The organism is Gordonia humi, from assembly GCF_014197435.1.
Classification (GTDB): domain Bacteria; phylum Actinomycetota; class Actinomycetes; order Mycobacteriales; family Mycobacteriaceae; genus Gordonia; species Gordonia humi.
The window spans coordinates 3,478,131-3,493,912 of sequence record NZ_JACIFP010000001.1 but is presented as its reverse complement, the minus strand read 5'-3'; the positions used below and the strand labels follow the sequence as shown (position 1 = coordinate 3,493,912).

Sequence of the window (15,782 nt, the reverse complement as noted above, 5' to 3'; positions counted from 1 at the left end):
CCGCCGCTCGTCCGGGGGTCACGGCGCGATGAGGGAGGTGAACAGCACGCGGCGACGACGGCGGAAGCCGAGGGACTCGTAGAGGCGGATGGCGTTCGTGTTGTCGGCCGCCGCGTGCAGGAACGGGGTCTCGCCCCGTGCCCGGATTCCCGCGGCGACAGTCAGGACGAGCGCGGTCGCCAGCCCGCGGCCGCGGACCCGCGGGTCCGTGCACACCGCACTGATCTCCGTCCACCCGGGCGGGCGCAGTCGCTCGCCCGCCATGGCTACGAGGCGACCGTCCTCGATGATCCCGTAGTAGTCGCCCAGGTCCACCGTCCGCGTCTCGAACGGACCCGGTGCGGTGCGCGCGACGAGGTCGAGCATCGCCGGAACGTCGTCGGACCCGAGGGGAACGGCTCGCTCGTCGACCCCGGGTCGGACGTCGTCGCCGACCAGTTGCACGCCTTCGCCGCTGAACTCGGCGGACCAGCCGGCGGGCGGCCGAAGGACGACGGCCGAGCTGAGGGACACCCGTCCGCCCGGTCCGATCAGTTCGGCGAGATCGGCCCAGTCGCGCGCGGACGTGTCGTCGGGGAGGGCGGTGAAGGGCGAGACGTCGGCCGGGTACCGGACGGCGTTGCCGACACGCTCGGCGAGATGCGCGTGCGCACCGTGCAGGGAGGCGTACGCCGGATTGTCCAGCACGGTCTCGGACGGCAGACCGACGGCGGTCATCGGTGGGCCCATTCGTCGGCGAGGAGACGATACGAGCGCACCCGATCGGCGTGGTCGTGAGTGATCGTGGTGATGATCAGTTCGTCGGCGCTGGTGGCGTCGCGGAGTCGTTCGAGATCGTCGGCGACCTCTCGTGCGGTGCCGACGAACTGGGTGGCGACGCGGTCGGCGACCAGCGCGGCCGACGCGTCGTCCCACGCGAGTCCGCGGGCCTGATCCGGTGTCGGATACTCGATGGCCCCGGCGAGGCTGCGGATGCTGTGGACCCACGGGGCGTAACCGCGGGCCAGCTCGACCGCCGCGTCATGGGTGTCAGCGACGACGACGTCCGCCGACACGCTCACATACGGGACGTCGAGGTCGTCCGACGGAACGAACGCCGCACGGTAGGCGTCCACGGCCTCCAGCACGGTGCCGGGACTCACGTGATAGTTCGCACCGAATCGGAGACCGCGGTCGCCCGCGACCTGGGCGCTCTCACCGGCGCTCGAGCCGAGGATCCACAGCTGCAGGTCGGCGCCCTCGCCGGGCACGATGTGCGCCTCCTGCCCCCGCTCGTCGACGAATGTGCCCGCAAGCAGCGCGAGCACGTCGGCGACCTGGTCGACGTAGTCCTGCGGGGTGGCGTTCGGCAGTTGCAGGAGTCGCTGGGTGAGACCGATGCGCGGACTCCCGAGCAACTGCGACCAGTCGAACGACTCCGGGATCAGCAGCCCGTTGTCGGTGCGGCCGTCGACGAGTCGACGCGGCGCCGTGGTGACCAGCTCCCGGCCGACGGGCTTCCCGCCGGATCGTCCCAGGCCCAGGTCGAAGCGGCCCGGGTGGACGGCGTCGAGGAGTCCGAACTCTTCGACGGTCGACAGCGCGGTCCGGTGGCCCATCTGGACGGCGGCCGTGCCGAGGCGGATGCTCGACGTCGCCGACGCCGTCAAGGCGAGCAGAACCGCGGGCGAGGTCCCCGCCACCCCCGGGTTCAGGTGGTGTTCGGCGAACCAGTAGCGCCGGTACCCGGCCTGCTCGGCGGCCCGCGCCAGATCGACGCTGTTGGCGATCGCGTCGCGCGCCGTGGAACCACTGCTGATCGGGACCAGGTCGAGGACGGTGAGAGCGGTGTCGCTCATGACAGGGCGACCTCCTTCGGATGAGTGGCGGACAGCTGTGCGTCGGGCGATCCCCAGCCCCACGGCGGATCGGGGAGGTCGCCGAGCCGCGGGACGACGTCCGATGCGAACAGGGCCATCGACTCCCGGTGGGCGGCGGGATCGACGGCGCCGGGTTCGGCCGGGACGTGCACGACGCTGTGGCCGAGCTGCTCGTGGTAGCGGTGCAGTTTGTCGATCACCTGCTGCGGGCTGCCGATCAGGGCGGACGAGTCGGTGACGAATTCGTCGAGGGTCGCGAATGCCGGTACGACACCGGACTGGCGGTGAGCGGCCAGGTAGTGCGCGAATGCCGGTGCGAAAGCCGCGACCGCGTCCTGCGACCGCGGTGCGACGAGCAGTCCCGCGGTACCGGCACCGACCGCGGCGTGCGCCGGATCGCGTCCCGCGGCCGCCCACTGCTCGCGATAATGACGGACGAGCGCGGCATACGGTTCGACACGATGGGTGACGTTCGCGGAGAAGATCGGATCGCCGTGTGCGACAGCCAATTCGACGGACGCGGTGCTCGTCGCGCTGCCGTGCCAGATCCGCAGGGGGCGCTGCAACGGCTCCGGCCACACCTCGACGTCACGAAGGGCGGGACGGAACCTGGTGTCGGCGCTGATCCGGTTGTCGGCCCACAGCCGGGAGAACACCTCGAACGATTCGGCGTTGCGCGCCCACTGATCGTCCTCGGTCACGGCGAACAGGTCGCGTTGGGCCGAACCGTTGCCCTTGCCGATCATCAGTTCCAGTCGCCCGTCGGACAGATGGTCGAGCGTCGCGTAGTCCTCGAACGCGCGGACCGGATCGACCAGGGCGAGCGTCGCGACGGTGGTGAACAGACGGATCTCAGTGGTCAGCGCCGCGAGGTGGCTCAGCCAGACGGCGGGCGCCGACGACAGGAACGGCCGCTCGTGTCGTTCCCCGACCCCGAATCCGTCGAAGCCGAGTTCCTCGGCGAGGCGCGCATGATCGACGACCTCGCGGAACCGCTGCGCGGTCGGGGTCGGCTCGCCGGTCACCGGGTCGGGTTGCCGAGCGATCAGGGTCATCGCGATGAACCTCATGACGCTGCGGCCCGCCGCTCGTCGGCCGGGCCGAGTCCGAGGTGGTCGCGCAGGGTGGTGCCCGAATACTCGGTGCGGAACACGCCGCGCTCCTGCAGGATGGGCACCACGGTGTCGACGAAGGGCGCCAGGCCGCCCGGGGTGATGTGCGGGACCAGGATGTAGCCGTCGGCGACATCGGACTGCACGGCATCGTCGATCTGTGTCGCCACCGACTCGGCGGTGCCGACGAAGGCGTGCCGACCGAGCGTCACGGCGACCGTCTCCCGAGCGGTCAGCCCGTCGGCGGCGGCGACCTCTCGCCACTCGTCGGCCAACTCCTGCGCGCTGCGACCGAACATCCGGACACTGGCCCGACCCTGCGACACCGTCGACTCGCCGCCCACCGGATCGAAGGTCGGGAACGGTCCGTCCGGGTCGAAGTCGGGCAGGGCGGTGTTCCACAGCTGTTCGATGAGACGGACGGCGGTCGCCGGCGACACCTGCGCGAGCCGGATCTCCCGAGACAGTTCCTCGGCGTCGGCCTCGGTGTCGCCGACGACGAAGGTCGCGGCGGGGAGGATGAGGAGGTCGTCGCGGTCGCGCCCGTACTTCGCGAGGCGGTCCTTCACATCGCGGTAGAACGCTCGACCGTCGTCGCCGACCGCGTGCCGGGAGAAGATGGCGTCGGCGTCGGCGGCCGCGAACTCGCGGCCCTGATCGGAGTCGCCCGCCTGGAAGATCACCGGCCGACCCTGCGGCGTGCGTGGCACGGTGAACCGGCCCTCGATGTCGAAGAATCGGTTGTGGACGGCGTATGATCCGACGTCGCCCGCGGCGAGGAAGCGGCCGGCGTCGCGGTCGGCGACCAGATCGCCGTCGTGCCAGGACTCCCACAGGGTCTCGACCGCCGACAGGAACGCCCGCGCACGGTCGTAGCGGTCCTCTTCGGCGAGGTAGCCGCCGCGCCGGAAGTTCTCGCCGGTGAACGAGTCCCAGCTGGTCACGACGTTCCAGGCGGCGCGGCCGCCCGACAGATGGTCGAGGGAGGCGAACTGGCGCGCGACGTCGAACGGCTCGTTGAACGTCGAGTTGATGGTGCCGGTGAGGCCGATGCGTTCGGTGACGGCGGCCAGCGCGGTGAGGACGGTGAACGTGTCCGGGCGACCCACCACGTCCAGATCGTAGATCTGCCCGTTCTGCTCACGCAGCCGGAGCCCCTCGGCGAGGAAGAGGAAGTCGAACTTGCCGCGCTCGGCGTCCTGTGCGAATCGGGTGAAGCTGTCGAACTCGATGTGGCTGCCCGACGCGGGGTCGCTCCACACGGTGGTGTTGTTGACGCCGGGGAAGTGCGCGGCGAGGTGGATCTGCTTGCGGGGTCGAGTCATGGTGCCTCCTATCAGGCGGTCGCTGCGGCGTAGCGGTTGGCGGGGCGGGGCAGACCGAGGCGGTCGCGCAGGGTCCCGGTCGAGTCGTCGGTCGGGAACAGTCCCCGGCGGGTCAGTTCGGGGACCAGGCCGTCGACGATCTGCTCGAGGTCGTGAGGCAGAGCGGCCGGACGGAGCCGGAACCCGGTCAGGCCCGCACGATGTCGTTCGGTGAGGAGGTCGGCGAGTCCGTCCGGGGTGCCGACGAAGATCTCCGCGTCAGAGGCGAAGACGCGGCCCGCGCGGTCGTCGAGTCGGGTGAGACGAGCCCGCGCCGCATCGACGGTGTCGTCGAGCACGACGACGAGATCGCCGAACAGGCGGAGGAGATCGGGGTCGCGACCCGCCGCGACGGCGGCGTCTCGAACCGCGGCCACCGTGGACCGTGCGGACGTCTGGTCGATCGGGGTGACGAAGCCGAGATCGGCGGACGAGGCGATCAGGTCGAATCCGGCGGAGGTGTGGGCCAGGACGGCCACCGGCGGCTGGCCTTGCGGGGGTCGCGGCGTGATGGACGGCCCGCGCACCGAGAACCGATCGCCGACGAAGTCGATGTAGTGCAGCTTGTCCCGGTCGATGAAGCGCCCCGACGCGATGTCGCGGATCTCGGCATCGTCCTCCCAGCTGTCCCACAGGCGACGCAGGACCTCGACGTAGTCGGCGGTTTCACCGAACAACTCGGCGATCAGTTCGGCGGTCCCGGCCGAGGCGAGGTCCTCGCGTCGTGCCGTCGCCGGGGTGCGCCGACCGACGTTCGCGGCCGCCGCCGGATCGGCGGCCACCTGGACCCGCACACCTGCATTGCCGCGGCTGACGTAGTCGAGCGTGGCGACGGCCTTCGACAGATGGAACGGCTCGGTGAGGGTGACGACCGCCGTCGGCACGACTCCGAGACCAGGTACCGCGGGTGCGACGCGTGCCGCGATCGCGACCGCGTCGAGCCGACCGCGAACCCGGTCGGTGCGCGAGTCCGCGACGCCGAACTCGTCGCTCTGAAGTGCGAACGAGTCCTCGACCGTGATGAAGTCGAGGCGGCCGCGGCGCGCCGTGCGTGCCAGGTCGACCCAGTAGTCGGCGGTGAACAGTGCGTCGGGCCGGGCGTCGGCCTCTCGCCAGGCTGCGGGATGCCACCCCGCGGCGTCGAGGGCGGCGGCGAGATGGATGCGGTCGGGGCGGGTCATGGTTGTCTCCTCTGGGCGGTCGGCGGGTTCAGGCGTTGGTGCGGGGGAGCCCCGGCGGGTTGACCAGGGACTCGGTGACGGCTTCGCTCGACAGGTTCCACGCCTTCAGCCAGTCCGCGTACTGACCGTTGGCGATCAGGTAGTCGATCGCGTCGGCGATCGGCTTCGCCAGACCGCTGTCCTTCTTGGTGGTCACCGCGATCAGTCCCTGCAGGGAGGCGCCGGCACCCGAGTAGGTGCCCGCGATGCGGGTCGGATTCGGTCCGGACGCCGTCTGTCGGACGTGGTAGGCAGAGGCCGGGTTGGGGCCGAGGTAGGCGTCGATCTGCCCCGAGTTCAACGCCAGATAGTAGGAGTTGGCGTCGGCGAAGTACTTGACCTCGAGATCCTTGCCCACGGATCGCAGTCTGGACTGCCATTCGAGGAGGATCCGCTCCTGGTTGGTGCCCGCGCCGACACCGATCTTCTTGCCCGCGAGGACGTGGTAGTCGCCGTCGAAGGTCCACGTTCGGTCGGCGGCGGTCTCCAATGCCAACTGATCCTTGCGGTACGTGGCGAAGTCGTACTTGTCCTTGCGCTCCTCGGTGACAGTGATGTTGGTCGCGCCGACGTCGACCTTGCCGCTGTCGATGCCGACGAACAGGTTCTCCCAGGTGTACGCGGTGAACTGAGGTTTGAGGCCGAGAACTGCGGCGATGAGGCGGGTGAGGTCGGGTTCCGAGCCGGTCTGGGTGGTGCCGTCGTCGCCGACGTAGCCGAGCGGCGGGCTGCCTGCGGGCAGGATGCCGAGGCCGACGGTGAGTTCGCCGGAGTCCCGGACGGCCTCCGGCAGTTCGGCGCTGATCGACGTCTGCTCGTCGACTTTCAGGGTGACGGGATCGGCGGCGCCGTTCGATGCCGCGCCGATCCGCACCGAGCCGGCCGGCGCGGCGTCTGCCGAGTCGGACGAGGAGCAGGCGGTGGCGCCGGTGACGAGGGTCGCAGCGACGACCACGAGCGCTGCCGTACGGCGGGCGGCGCGGAGATGACGGGTGGACATGGGTTGCTCCTGGCTGTCGGGAGTGCCGTTCGGGAAGAACGGGACTGGGGGAGGGGCTCGAAGTATCGGAAGGGGTCACATGCGGGTGAGGAACTCCCGCACGCGTGGATGCCGGGGATCGTCGAGGACGTCGGCGACGCTGCCGTTGTCGACGATCACTCCGTCGTCCATGAAGCAGACGAGATCGGCGACGTCGCGGGCGAACGCGATCTCGTGTGTGACGATGACCATCGTGGTGCCGGAGTCGACGAGCCGACGGATCACGTCGAGCACGTCGCGGACGAGTTCGGGATCGAGTGCGGAGGTGGGTTCGTCGAACAGGAGCAGACCGGGCCGGGACGCGAGGGCACGCGCGATCGCGACGCGCTGCTGCTGGCCGCCGGACAACTGCCGCGGGTACGCGTCGGCCTTCGCCGACAGTCCGACCTGCGTGAGGAGTTCCCGCGCCCGTTCCACAGCGGACTCGCGGGACTCGCGCCCGGTGGCATACGGCCCGACCGCGACGTTTTCGACCGCGGTGAGGTTGGGGAACAGGTTGAACTGCTGGAAGACGAATCCGATCCGTCGACGCTGGGCCAGGATCTCGCGTTCGGGGAGTTCTTTGCGCCGGTCGCCGTGCGGGCGGACGCCGATGAGTTCGCCGCCGACGTCGACGTGCCCGATCTCCGGCCGCTCCAGGTGATTGATCGTTCGCAGCAGCGTCGATTTGCCCGAGCCGGACGGGCCGAGGATCACGGTGACCTGGCCGGGGGCGATCGACAGGTCGACGCCACGCAGCACGTGGTTGCGGCCGAACCACTTGTGGACGTCGACGATCTCGACGCTGACGGGGTCGGTGGTGGGGGCGGCGAGAGCGGTCATCGGGTGGCGCCTTTCGCATAGTGCCGTTCGACGTAGAACTGGACGACGGAGATGACGCTGGTGAGGATCACGTACCAGGCGGTCGCGACCAGCAGCAGCGGGACGATGTCGCCGGAGAAGGTCGCCGAGGTGGTGGCGACGACGCCGAACACGTCGAGCAGGGACACGTAGTAGACGAGCGAGGTGGCCTTCACCAGGCCGATCAACTGGTTGACGTAGGCGGGGACGATGGACCGCAGCGCCTGCGGCAGCACGATGCGACGCAACTGGTACCGGCGGGGGAGGCCGAGTGCGGCGGCGGCCTCGTGCTGGCCGTGATCGACGGCGAGGAATCCTGCGCGCACCACTTCGGCGGCGAACGCGGCCTCGGTGAGGCTGATGCCGACGACCGCGATCACCATCGCGTTGGAGAACGTGGAGCTGGGGACGGTGAGGAACGACGGGCCGAACGGCACACCGAGCGACAGCGACTCGTAGAGCGCGCCGAAGTTGAACAGGATCAGCAAGAGCACGATCAGCGGGATGGAGCGGAAGAACCAGATGTACGCCCAGGAGACCGCACGCAGGACCGGGTTCTGCGACGACCGCATCAGCGCGAGGACCAGTCCGCCGATCAGTCCGAGCACCGCGCTGAGGGCGGTCACCTCGAGAGTGATGAGCAGACCGTGGAGGATCGTGGGGCGGGCGAACCAGTACGCGAAACGTCCCCATTGGAAGAACTCGTTGGTCGCGAATCCGTGGACGAGCTGTGCGACCACGACGAGGACGGCGACGGTGGCGATCCAGCGACCCGGATGACGGAGCGGGACGACACGTTCGGTCGCGGTGGGCAGCGGTCGGCGCTGTGTGTCGGCGCGGGACACGGCGGTCTCGCGGACGCCGGGCAGGATGTCGGTCATGTGCGCGCCCGCGTCAGAACGTCGCCGACGGATTGATCTGGGATTCGTGCACCTGCGACGCCGGTACACCCCACTTGGCGAAGATCGCACCGTACTCGCCGGTCGTGATGAGCTTGTTCACCGCGGCGACCAGGGCCGGCGCGAGCGGCGAACCCTTCGCCGTGACGAAACCGACCGGGGTGGTGGTCAGTTCACCGAGGAAACGGGTGCCTGCGATGTGCTTCTCGGCGTAGCGCAGGCTCAGCGTGGGGCCGAAGTACAGGTCCACCTTGCCGTTCTGCAGGCCGAGGACGATCGGTCCCTGGTCGGCGAAGTACTGTACCGTCCACGGCTTCTTTCCGGCTTTCGCGCAGTCGTCGGCGTGGGTCTCCAGGAGCGTCTGGAACGTGGAACCCGGCGAGGTGGCGATCCGATAACCGCATGCGTCGGTCAGCGACGCGATGTGCTCGGCGGTGACCGTCGACGCGCCGAGGAAGCCCTGGCCGTCGTTCAGGTACGTGGCGAAGTCGAGGACTCGGGTCCGCGCCTCGGTGACGCCGAAGTTCGCCTCGCCGACCTGGTACCGGCCGTTCTGCACGCCGGGGATGATCGTGGCGAACGTGCCGTAGTCGCGTTTCCATTCGATGCCGAGGACCCGTGCGACAGCGTCGGCGATGTCGATGTCGAGACCGACCTGCCTGCCGTCGACGACACCGGCATGGGGCAGCCCGGCCTGCCCGACGGCCTGCACGGTGCCGAGCGTGGCCGAACCCGCGGTGCGGATGTCCGCGGGCAGCAGGTCGTGGATCCTCGGGTCGGCGTGTATCGCCGACACGACGTCGGCGGTCGGAACGGCCGCCTGATCGGTCGGCGTCGACGAGCTCGACCCGCATGCGGTCAGTGAGGCGACCGCGGCGGTGATGAGTACGGCGGCTGCGACGAGACGTCGCGAAATTCGTGAAACAGGCATGAATGATCCTTGGGGGATGCGAGCGCGACTGCGCGCCCGGGAGAGGGCTTTTAGAGGACGGCGGAGAGGAACGCGCGGGTGCGTTCGTGTACGGGAGAGGTCAGTACGGCGTCGGCGGGACCGGATTCGACGATCCGGCCGTCGTCGACGAAGACGACGGTGTCGGCGACCTCGCGGGCGAAGCCCAGTTCGTGCGTGACGATCAGCATGGTCATCCGTTCGGCCGCCAGGTCTCTGATGACGCCGAGGACCTCGCCGACGAGCTCGGGATCGAGTGCGCTGGTCGGTTCGTCGAACAGGATCAGGCGCGGCTGCTGGGCGAGTGCCCGGGCGATCGCGACGCGCTGTTGCTGCCCGCCCGAGAGCTGCCGCGGGTAGGCGTCGTCCTTGCCCGTCAGGCCGACACGATCGAGTAGGGCCGTCGCGGTCGCCGTGGCGTCGGCGCGCGATGCCCCCGCCGAGATCGGCCCCTCGGCGACGTTCTGGGCGGCAGTGCGATGTCCGAACAGGTTGAACTGTTGGAACACCATGCCGATCCGCGACCGTTGGCGAGCGACGTCGCGCGGGGATCGCTCCCGCAGGCGTCCGCCGGTCGGGTGATAGCCGATGACCTCCCCGTCGACCTCGACGAATCCGGAGTCCGGTCGCTCGAGGTGGTTGACGCAGCGCAAGAGCGTCGACTTGCCGGAGCCGGACGGTCCGATGACGACGGTCACCTCGCCTTCGGCGATGTCCAGGTCGATTCCGTGCAGGACTGTCGCGGAGCCGAAGCTCTTACGGAGGCCCCGGATGCGGACCGCGGGGGCGCTCATGCCCTCGCTCCGCGCTGCGTCCACGCCGACCCGAGGAGCGGCAGGTTGGCTCGGAGGGTGTCCCGGAAGCCCGTGCCGGTGTCGCGTCGGTTGCCGCGCGCATAGTGGCGTTCGACGTAGTGCTGCCCGATCGACAGGACGGTCGTGAGGATCACATACCAGACGGTCGCCACCAGGAGCAGTGGGATGATCAGGTAGTTCTGCTGATAGATGAGTTCCGCGGAGTACAGGAGGTCCTGTACGGCGATGACACTGACGATCGACGTCGCCTTCAACAGCCCGATCAGCATGTTGCCCGATGCGGGGATGATCGACGGCATGGCCTGCGGGAGCACGATGCGGCGGAAGATCCGCAGCCGGCCCAACCCGAGGGATTGGGCGGCCTCGGTCTGGCCGTGGTCGACCGACAGCAGCCCGCCGCGCACCACCTCGGCGGCGAAGGCCGCGATGTCCAACGACAGGGCGACGAAGGCGGCGAACACGCCGCTGAACAGGTGCGCCGTCTCGACCGTCGCGAACTCCGGGCCGAACGGGATGCCGATCGACAGTCGTGGGTACAGCGACGCCAGCTCGTACCAGAACAGGAGCTGGACCAGCGGCGGGACCGAGCGGAACAGCCACACGTAGCCGAAGGCGATGCCGGACAGGAGTCGATTGGTCGACAGCCGCATCGCGGCGAGCACGATGCCCAGCAGATAGCCGACCACCAGGACCGCCGCCGTCAGCCACAGAGTGAGGCCGAGCCCGCGAAGGATGGCGTCGTCGGTGAAGTAGGAGCCGACGACGTGCCATTGGAAACGTTCGTTGGTCACCACCGCGTGGAGCGCCATGGCGAGCAGGAGCACCACGACAGCGGTGCCGATCCACTGTGCGGGTCTGCGGGCGGACACCAGCGGCGCGGCGACCAGATCGGCGTCGCCGGGCAGGTCGACGACGCTCGGTCCGCGGAGCGGGCGGGCAAAGACTTCGGTCACGGGGTGACGTCCTTCAACGATCGCGCTTACCGTGCGGATCTCGCACGGCCGGGTTCTCACCTGGAGCACCCCGCCGCGAGGGAGGGTTGCCGGCCAGCAAGCCAGGGCTTGACGCTGACGCTCATAACCGCCGACGACGTTACGGGCGCGGCCGGGTTCGGCCCACCCTCCGGAGCAGTGTGACGCCAATTCCCGGCACGATGCCGCATACCGGACAGTTGGCGTCGTCATGCGCATAAGGCCGGCGACAGACGCCGATCGCCCCGCCCGGACCGGAGTCCGAACGGGGCGATCGTGAACTGTGACTCGCTCCGCGCGCGGGAACGACAGCGAGAGCGGGCGAGTTCAACCGGCGCGGGCCGGAAGCGGGGGAGTCAGCCCAACTGCGACGCGGCCGTCTGATCGAGGAACCACACCGTCGCCTCGGTGCCGTGCGCGCCCGCGCACGGCCAGTCGACGCGGTCGGCGCCGTCGTGCGCCGCGGCGACGGCCTCGGCCTTCTCCGGACCCGAGACGAGGAACCAGACCTCGCGGGAGCGGTTGATCACCGGGAAGGTCAACGTCAGACGTGCGGGCGGGGGCTTCGGCGAGTCGGTCACGGCGACGACGGCCGCCGACTCCTCGGCGGTGGCGGGCGTGTGCGGGAACAGCGAGTTGACATGCCCCTCGCCGCCCATTCCGAGCAGGTGCACGTCGAAGACGGTCTCCGGGCCCACCAGGCGCGCGTAGTCGCGGGCGGCGGCCTCGATGTCGTCGCCGAACTCGCCGTCGGACGGCGCCATCACGTGCACGCGGGCCGGATCGACGGGCACCGACGACAGCAGCGCCTCGAACGCCTGACCGGCGTTCCGCTCGGGATGGGTGGCGGGGACGAACCGGTCGTCGCCCCAGTAGATCTCGACGCGCTGCCAGGCGATGTCGCCCGAGTCGGCGGCGAGCGCCCGCAGCAGACCGATACCGTTGGAACCGCCGGTCAGGGCGACCGACGCGACACCGCGCGCCTCCTGCGCACGCACCACGGCGTCGACGAGACGCGCGCGGGCGGTCTCGATCAGATCGGCCGACGAGTCGAAGACGAGGGTCTCGGGCGTCATGGCATCTCCTCATAGTCGACGGCGGGCAGACCGGCCAGCGCCGCCTCGTACACTTCGTCCGCATCCAGGCTGCGGAGTTCTTCGGCCAGACATTCGGCGGTGGTGCGGCGCGCATAGGCCACGTGGCCGTCCGGATGTCCGGTACTCGACACGGTGCCGCTGTCGCCCGCCTCGTCGACCGTCATCGACAACACGGAGTCACCACGCAGCATGCGGACGCCGATCGCGCCGGAACGTCTGGTGACCGGCACGCCCAACGCTGTTGCGAGCCAGCCCGCCATCATGTCCAGACCCGTTCGGTCGAGTGGGCCGGTCACTTCGGCCCCGGTCACCGCCGGATGCGGCGGCCGGTCGAGCGCCGACACGAGCAGAGCACGCGTCGGGGTCAGGGCCGACCAGGACAGATCGGTGTCGCCGGGCGAGTAGCCCGTGCGGCGGGCCTCCAGGAACCCGCGCGGATCGGAGGCCTTGCGCGCATCGGTGATCCGCCGCGACGCGAGACGGCCCAGCCGGTCCTCGGACGGCGTCTCCGGCGCCCGTCCCGGCCACCAGGTGACGACCGGGGTGTCCGGGAGCAGGAACGGGGTCACCACGGCGTGCGGATGCTCGGCGATCGGCCCCGACAGGGTCAGCAGCACCACCTCGGATGCGCCCGCGTCGCCGCCGACCCTGATCTGGGCGTCGAGACGGGCCTGCCCGTCGCGACTGCCGCGCGATACGACGATCACACGGCACGGATGCTCGCGGCTGGCCGCGTTCGACGCCTCGACGGCGTCCTCGGTGGCTTCACCGGCGTCGACGTCGATGATCAGAGTCAGGACGCGGCTGAGCGTGGTGACCCCGCCGCTGCTGCGCATGCGGACCAGCTTCTTGCTGATCTCGGTGGTGTCGGTGTCGGGCAGGTCGACGATCATCGACGGCTCCTGTTCTGCGCCGCGCTCACGGTCGCCGCCAGACGCGACCGGTGCGGCTCATCATCTCGTCTGCCGAGTGCGGGCCCCAAGTGCCGGACTCGTACTCGTCCGGCGAACCGTCCGCCGCCCACTCGTCGAGGACCGGATCGAGGATCTGCCAGCTGAGCTCGACCTCCTCGTTCACCGGGAACAACGACGGCTCGCCGAGCAGCACGTCCAGCAGGAGCCGCTCGTAGGCCTCGGGCGAGGACACCGTGAACGCCCCGCCGTAGCTGAAGTCCATGTTGACGTCGCGGACCTCCATCGACGACCCGGGCACCTTGGACCCGAAGCGGAGTGTGACGCCCTCGTCGGGCTGCACCCGGATCACCAGCGCGTTGTGGCCGAGTTCGGCGGTCATCGTGTCGTCGAACGGCAGGTGAGGTGCTCGCTTGAAGACCAACGCGATCTCGGTGACGCGTCGGCCCAGACGTTTGCCGGTCCGCAGGTAGAACGGCACTCCGGCCCAGCGGCGGGTGTCGACCTCCAGGGCGATCGCGGCGAACGTCTCGGTCGTCGAATCGGCCGCGAAGCCGTCCTCGTCCTTGAGTCCGACGACGGGTTCGGAGCCCTGCCAACCCGCCCCGTACTGGCCGCGGGCGGAGTTCTCGGCGATCGGCAGGATGTTGCGGGTGGACTGCAGCACCTTGATCTTCTCGGTCTGCAGATGGTGCGGGGAGAACGACACCGGCTCCTCCATCGCGACGAGCGCGAGGAGCTGCAGCAGATGATTCTGGATCACGTCGCGGGCGGCCCCGATGCCGTCGTAGTAGCCGGCGCGGCCGCCCAGACCGATGTCCTCGGCCATGGTGATCTGCACGTGGTCGACGTAGTGCGAACTCCACAGCGGATCGAAGAGCTGGTTGGCGAAGCGCAGCGCCAGAATGTTCTGCACCGTCTCCTTGCCGAGGTAGTGATCGATGCGGAACACCGACTCCTCGGCGAAGACACTGTTGACCAGTTCGTTCAGTTCGACGGCCGACGACTCGTCGTGGCCGAACGGCTTCTCGATGACGACCCGCCGCCACGAGTCGCCGGTCTGATCGGCCATACCGGTGCGTCGCAGCTGGGACAGCACGACGGGGAAGGCGTTCGGCGGAATCGACAGGTAGTACGCGTGATTGCCGTCCGTGCCGCGCTCGGAGTCGAGGTCGGCGAGGGTCGCGCGCAGACGCTCGAACGCGTCGTCGTCCTCGAACGTCCCCTGTACGAAGCGGATGCCCTCGGCGAGCCGATCCCACACCTCCGGTCGGAACCCGGTGCGGCTGCCCGCCTCGACGGCCTCGCGGACGACGTCGGCGAACTGGTCGTGATCCCAGTCCCGGCGCGCGAACCCTACCAGCGCGAAGCTCGGCGGCAACAGCCCCCGGTTCGCCAGATCGTAGATCGCCGGCATCAGTTTGCGATGGGCGAGGTCTCCCGTCACACCGAAGATCACCAACGCCGACGGCCCCGCGATGCGCGGGAGCCGCCGGTCGTGCGGATCACGAAGTGGATTGGTCCATTCCGGCTCGGCCGATTGTGGCACTGTTCAGTCCTGTCGATTCTCCGCGGAGGTGACCTGGGTCAGCGGTTGGCGTCCAACTGTGCCGACGTGGCGGTGAGCAGTTCGGCCCACGCCTGGTCGAACTTCTCGACGCCCTCGCGTTCGAGCACCTCGAACACGTCGCCGAGGTCGACGCCGACAGCGGTCAACGCGTCGAAGACCTCGCGGGAGGCGGGGCCCTGACCGATGATCGACTCGGCGTTCACCCAGCCGTGGTCGGCGTACGCTTCCAGGGTCTTGCCGGGCACCGTGTTGACGGTGTTCGGCGCGACGAGCTCGCTGACGTACAGCGTGTCGGGGTACTCCGGGTTCTTGACGCCGGTCGACGCCCACAGCGGTCGCTGCGGAACCGCACCCTGCGCCTGCAGATCCGGGAACCGGGTCTCGGTCTCGAAGACCTCCTGGTAGGCGGCGTAGGCCAGGCGTGCGTTGGCCAGACCGGCCTTTCCGCGCAGCTCGAGCGCCTCCGGGGTGCCGATCGCATCGAGACGCTTGTCGATCTCGGAGTCCACGCGCGAGACGAAGAACGACGCGACCGACGCGATCGCACCGGCGTCGTGGCCGTTGCGCAGCGCACGATCGAGACCGTCGAGGTAGGCGTCCATCACCTCGCGGTAGCGGTCCACCGAGAAGATCAGGGTCACGTTGACGCTGATGCCCTGTGCGATGACGTCGGCGATCGCCGGGACGCCGGCCGGGGTGGCCGGGATCTTGATGAGCAGGTTCTTCCGATCGACGAGGTTCCACAGCTCGACAGCCTGCTCGACGGTCTCGGCGGTCTTGTTCGCCAGACGCGGGTCCACCTCGATGGAGACGCGACCGTCGGCGCCGCCGGAGGCCTCGAAGACCGGGGCCAGGACATCGCACGCGGACCGGACGTCATCGGTGGTCAACGCCGTGATCGCCCGATCGACGTCGGCGCCGGAACGGGCCAGGTCGGCGATCTGGTCGGCGTACGCGCCGCCGCCCGAGGAGATCGCGTTCTGGAAGATCGCCGGATTGGTGGTGACACCGACGACGCTGCGGGTGTCGATCTGCTCCTGCAGACCGCCCGATGCGATGAGGGTGCGTGAGAGGTCGTCGAGCCAGACGGACACGCCGGCTTCGGAGAGCGCTACGAGATTGGGGTTCTGAGTCAT

At 69.5% G+C, this 15,782-nt stretch carries 15 protein-coding genes and 1 riboswitch; all 15 genes read right to left on the bottom strand.

What is annotated here, in order from left to right; translation table 11 throughout:
• Positions 1–18 precede the first annotated feature (18 nt).
• Positions 19–717 (bottom strand): GNAT family N-acetyltransferase, encoded by a 699-nt coding sequence (locus tag BKA16_RS16045; RefSeq protein ID WP_183371628.1) that lies wholly within the window; start codon positions 715–717, stop codon positions 19–21.
• A complete protein-coding gene (locus tag BKA16_RS16040; protein ID WP_183371627.1) occupies positions 714–1,838 on the bottom strand; it encodes an LLM class flavin-dependent oxidoreductase in 1,125 nt (374 codons plus the stop codon). The genes BKA16_RS16045 and BKA16_RS16040 overlap by 4 nt, the downstream gene beginning before the upstream one ends.
• The gene (locus BKA16_RS16035; RefSeq protein WP_183371626.1) at positions 1,835–2,929 is read right to left on the bottom strand and encodes an LLM class flavin-dependent oxidoreductase; all 1,095 of its coding nucleotides are present in this window, start codon (positions 2,927–2,929) and stop codon (positions 1,835–1,837) included. The genes BKA16_RS16040 and BKA16_RS16035 overlap by 4 nt, the downstream gene beginning before the upstream one ends.
• Positions 2,926–4,296 carry an NtaA/DmoA family FMN-dependent monooxygenase gene (locus BKA16_RS16030; RefSeq protein WP_183371625.1) on the bottom strand — a complete coding sequence of 457 codons (1,371 nt, stop codon included), beginning with the start codon at positions 4,294–4,296 and terminating at the stop codon, positions 2,926–2,928. The genes BKA16_RS16035 and BKA16_RS16030 overlap by 4 nt, the downstream gene beginning before the upstream one ends.
• Before the next feature lie 11 nt (positions 4,297–4,307).
• Positions 4,308–5,516 (bottom strand): LLM class flavin-dependent oxidoreductase, encoded by a 1,209-nt coding sequence (locus BKA16_RS16025; RefSeq protein WP_183371624.1) that lies wholly within the window; start codon positions 5,514–5,516, stop codon positions 4,308–4,310.
• 28 nt (positions 5,517–5,544) lie between these two features.
• Complete coding sequence (locus BKA16_RS16020) at positions 5,545–6,555, bottom strand: transporter substrate-binding domain-containing protein (RefSeq protein WP_183371623.1); 1,011 nt, start codon at positions 6,553–6,555, stop codon at positions 5,545–5,547.
• A 75-nt stretch (positions 6,556–6,630) separates the two neighbouring features.
• A complete protein-coding gene (locus tag BKA16_RS16015; protein WP_183371622.1) occupies positions 6,631–7,416 on the bottom strand; it encodes an amino acid ABC transporter ATP-binding protein in 786 nt (261 codons plus the stop codon).
• Complete coding sequence (locus BKA16_RS16010; RefSeq protein ID WP_183371621.1) at positions 7,413–8,315, bottom strand: amino acid ABC transporter permease; 903 nt, start codon at positions 8,313–8,315, stop codon at positions 7,413–7,415. The genes BKA16_RS16015 and BKA16_RS16010 overlap by 4 nt, the downstream gene beginning before the upstream one ends.
• Before the next feature lie 13 nt (positions 8,316–8,328).
• The gene (locus BKA16_RS16005; RefSeq protein WP_183371620.1) at positions 8,329–9,264 is read right to left on the bottom strand and encodes a transporter substrate-binding domain-containing protein; all 936 of its coding nucleotides are present in this window, start codon (positions 9,262–9,264) and stop codon (positions 8,329–8,331) included.
• A 50-nt stretch (positions 9,265–9,314) separates the two neighbouring features.
• The gene (locus BKA16_RS16000; protein ID WP_183371619.1) at positions 9,315–10,076 is read right to left on the bottom strand and encodes an amino acid ABC transporter ATP-binding protein; all 762 of its coding nucleotides are present in this window, start codon (positions 10,074–10,076) and stop codon (positions 9,315–9,317) included.
• Entirely contained in the window at positions 10,073–11,050 is a 978-nt protein-coding gene (locus tag BKA16_RS15995; RefSeq protein WP_343067462.1) for an amino acid ABC transporter permease, read from the bottom strand. Before BKA16_RS15995 ends, BKA16_RS16000 begins: the two co-directional genes overlap by 4 nt.
• A 17-nt stretch (positions 11,051–11,067) precedes the next feature.
• Positions 11,068–11,179, bottom strand: a riboswitch (SAM riboswitch).
• 245 nt (positions 11,180–11,424) lie between these two features.
• Positions 11,425–12,144 carry a 6-phosphogluconolactonase gene (gene pgl, locus BKA16_RS15990; protein ID WP_183371618.1) on the bottom strand — a complete coding sequence of 240 codons (720 nt, stop codon included), beginning with the start codon at positions 12,142–12,144 and terminating at the stop codon, positions 11,425–11,427.
• On the bottom strand, positions 12,141–13,058 hold the full coding sequence (locus BKA16_RS15985) for a glucose-6-phosphate dehydrogenase assembly protein OpcA (RefSeq protein WP_183371617.1): 918 nt from the start codon (positions 13,056–13,058) through the stop codon (positions 12,141–12,143). The genes pgl and BKA16_RS15985 overlap by 4 nt, the downstream gene beginning before the upstream one ends.
• A 25-nt stretch (positions 13,059–13,083) precedes the next feature.
• Positions 13,084–14,625, bottom strand: a complete 1,542-nt coding sequence (gene zwf / locus BKA16_RS15980; protein WP_183371616.1) for a glucose-6-phosphate dehydrogenase — start codon at positions 14,623–14,625, stop codon at positions 13,084–13,086.
• 38 nt (positions 14,626–14,663) lie between these two features.
• A complete protein-coding gene (gene tal / locus BKA16_RS15975; RefSeq protein WP_183371615.1) occupies positions 14,664–15,782 on the bottom strand; it encodes a transaldolase in 1,119 nt (372 codons plus the stop codon).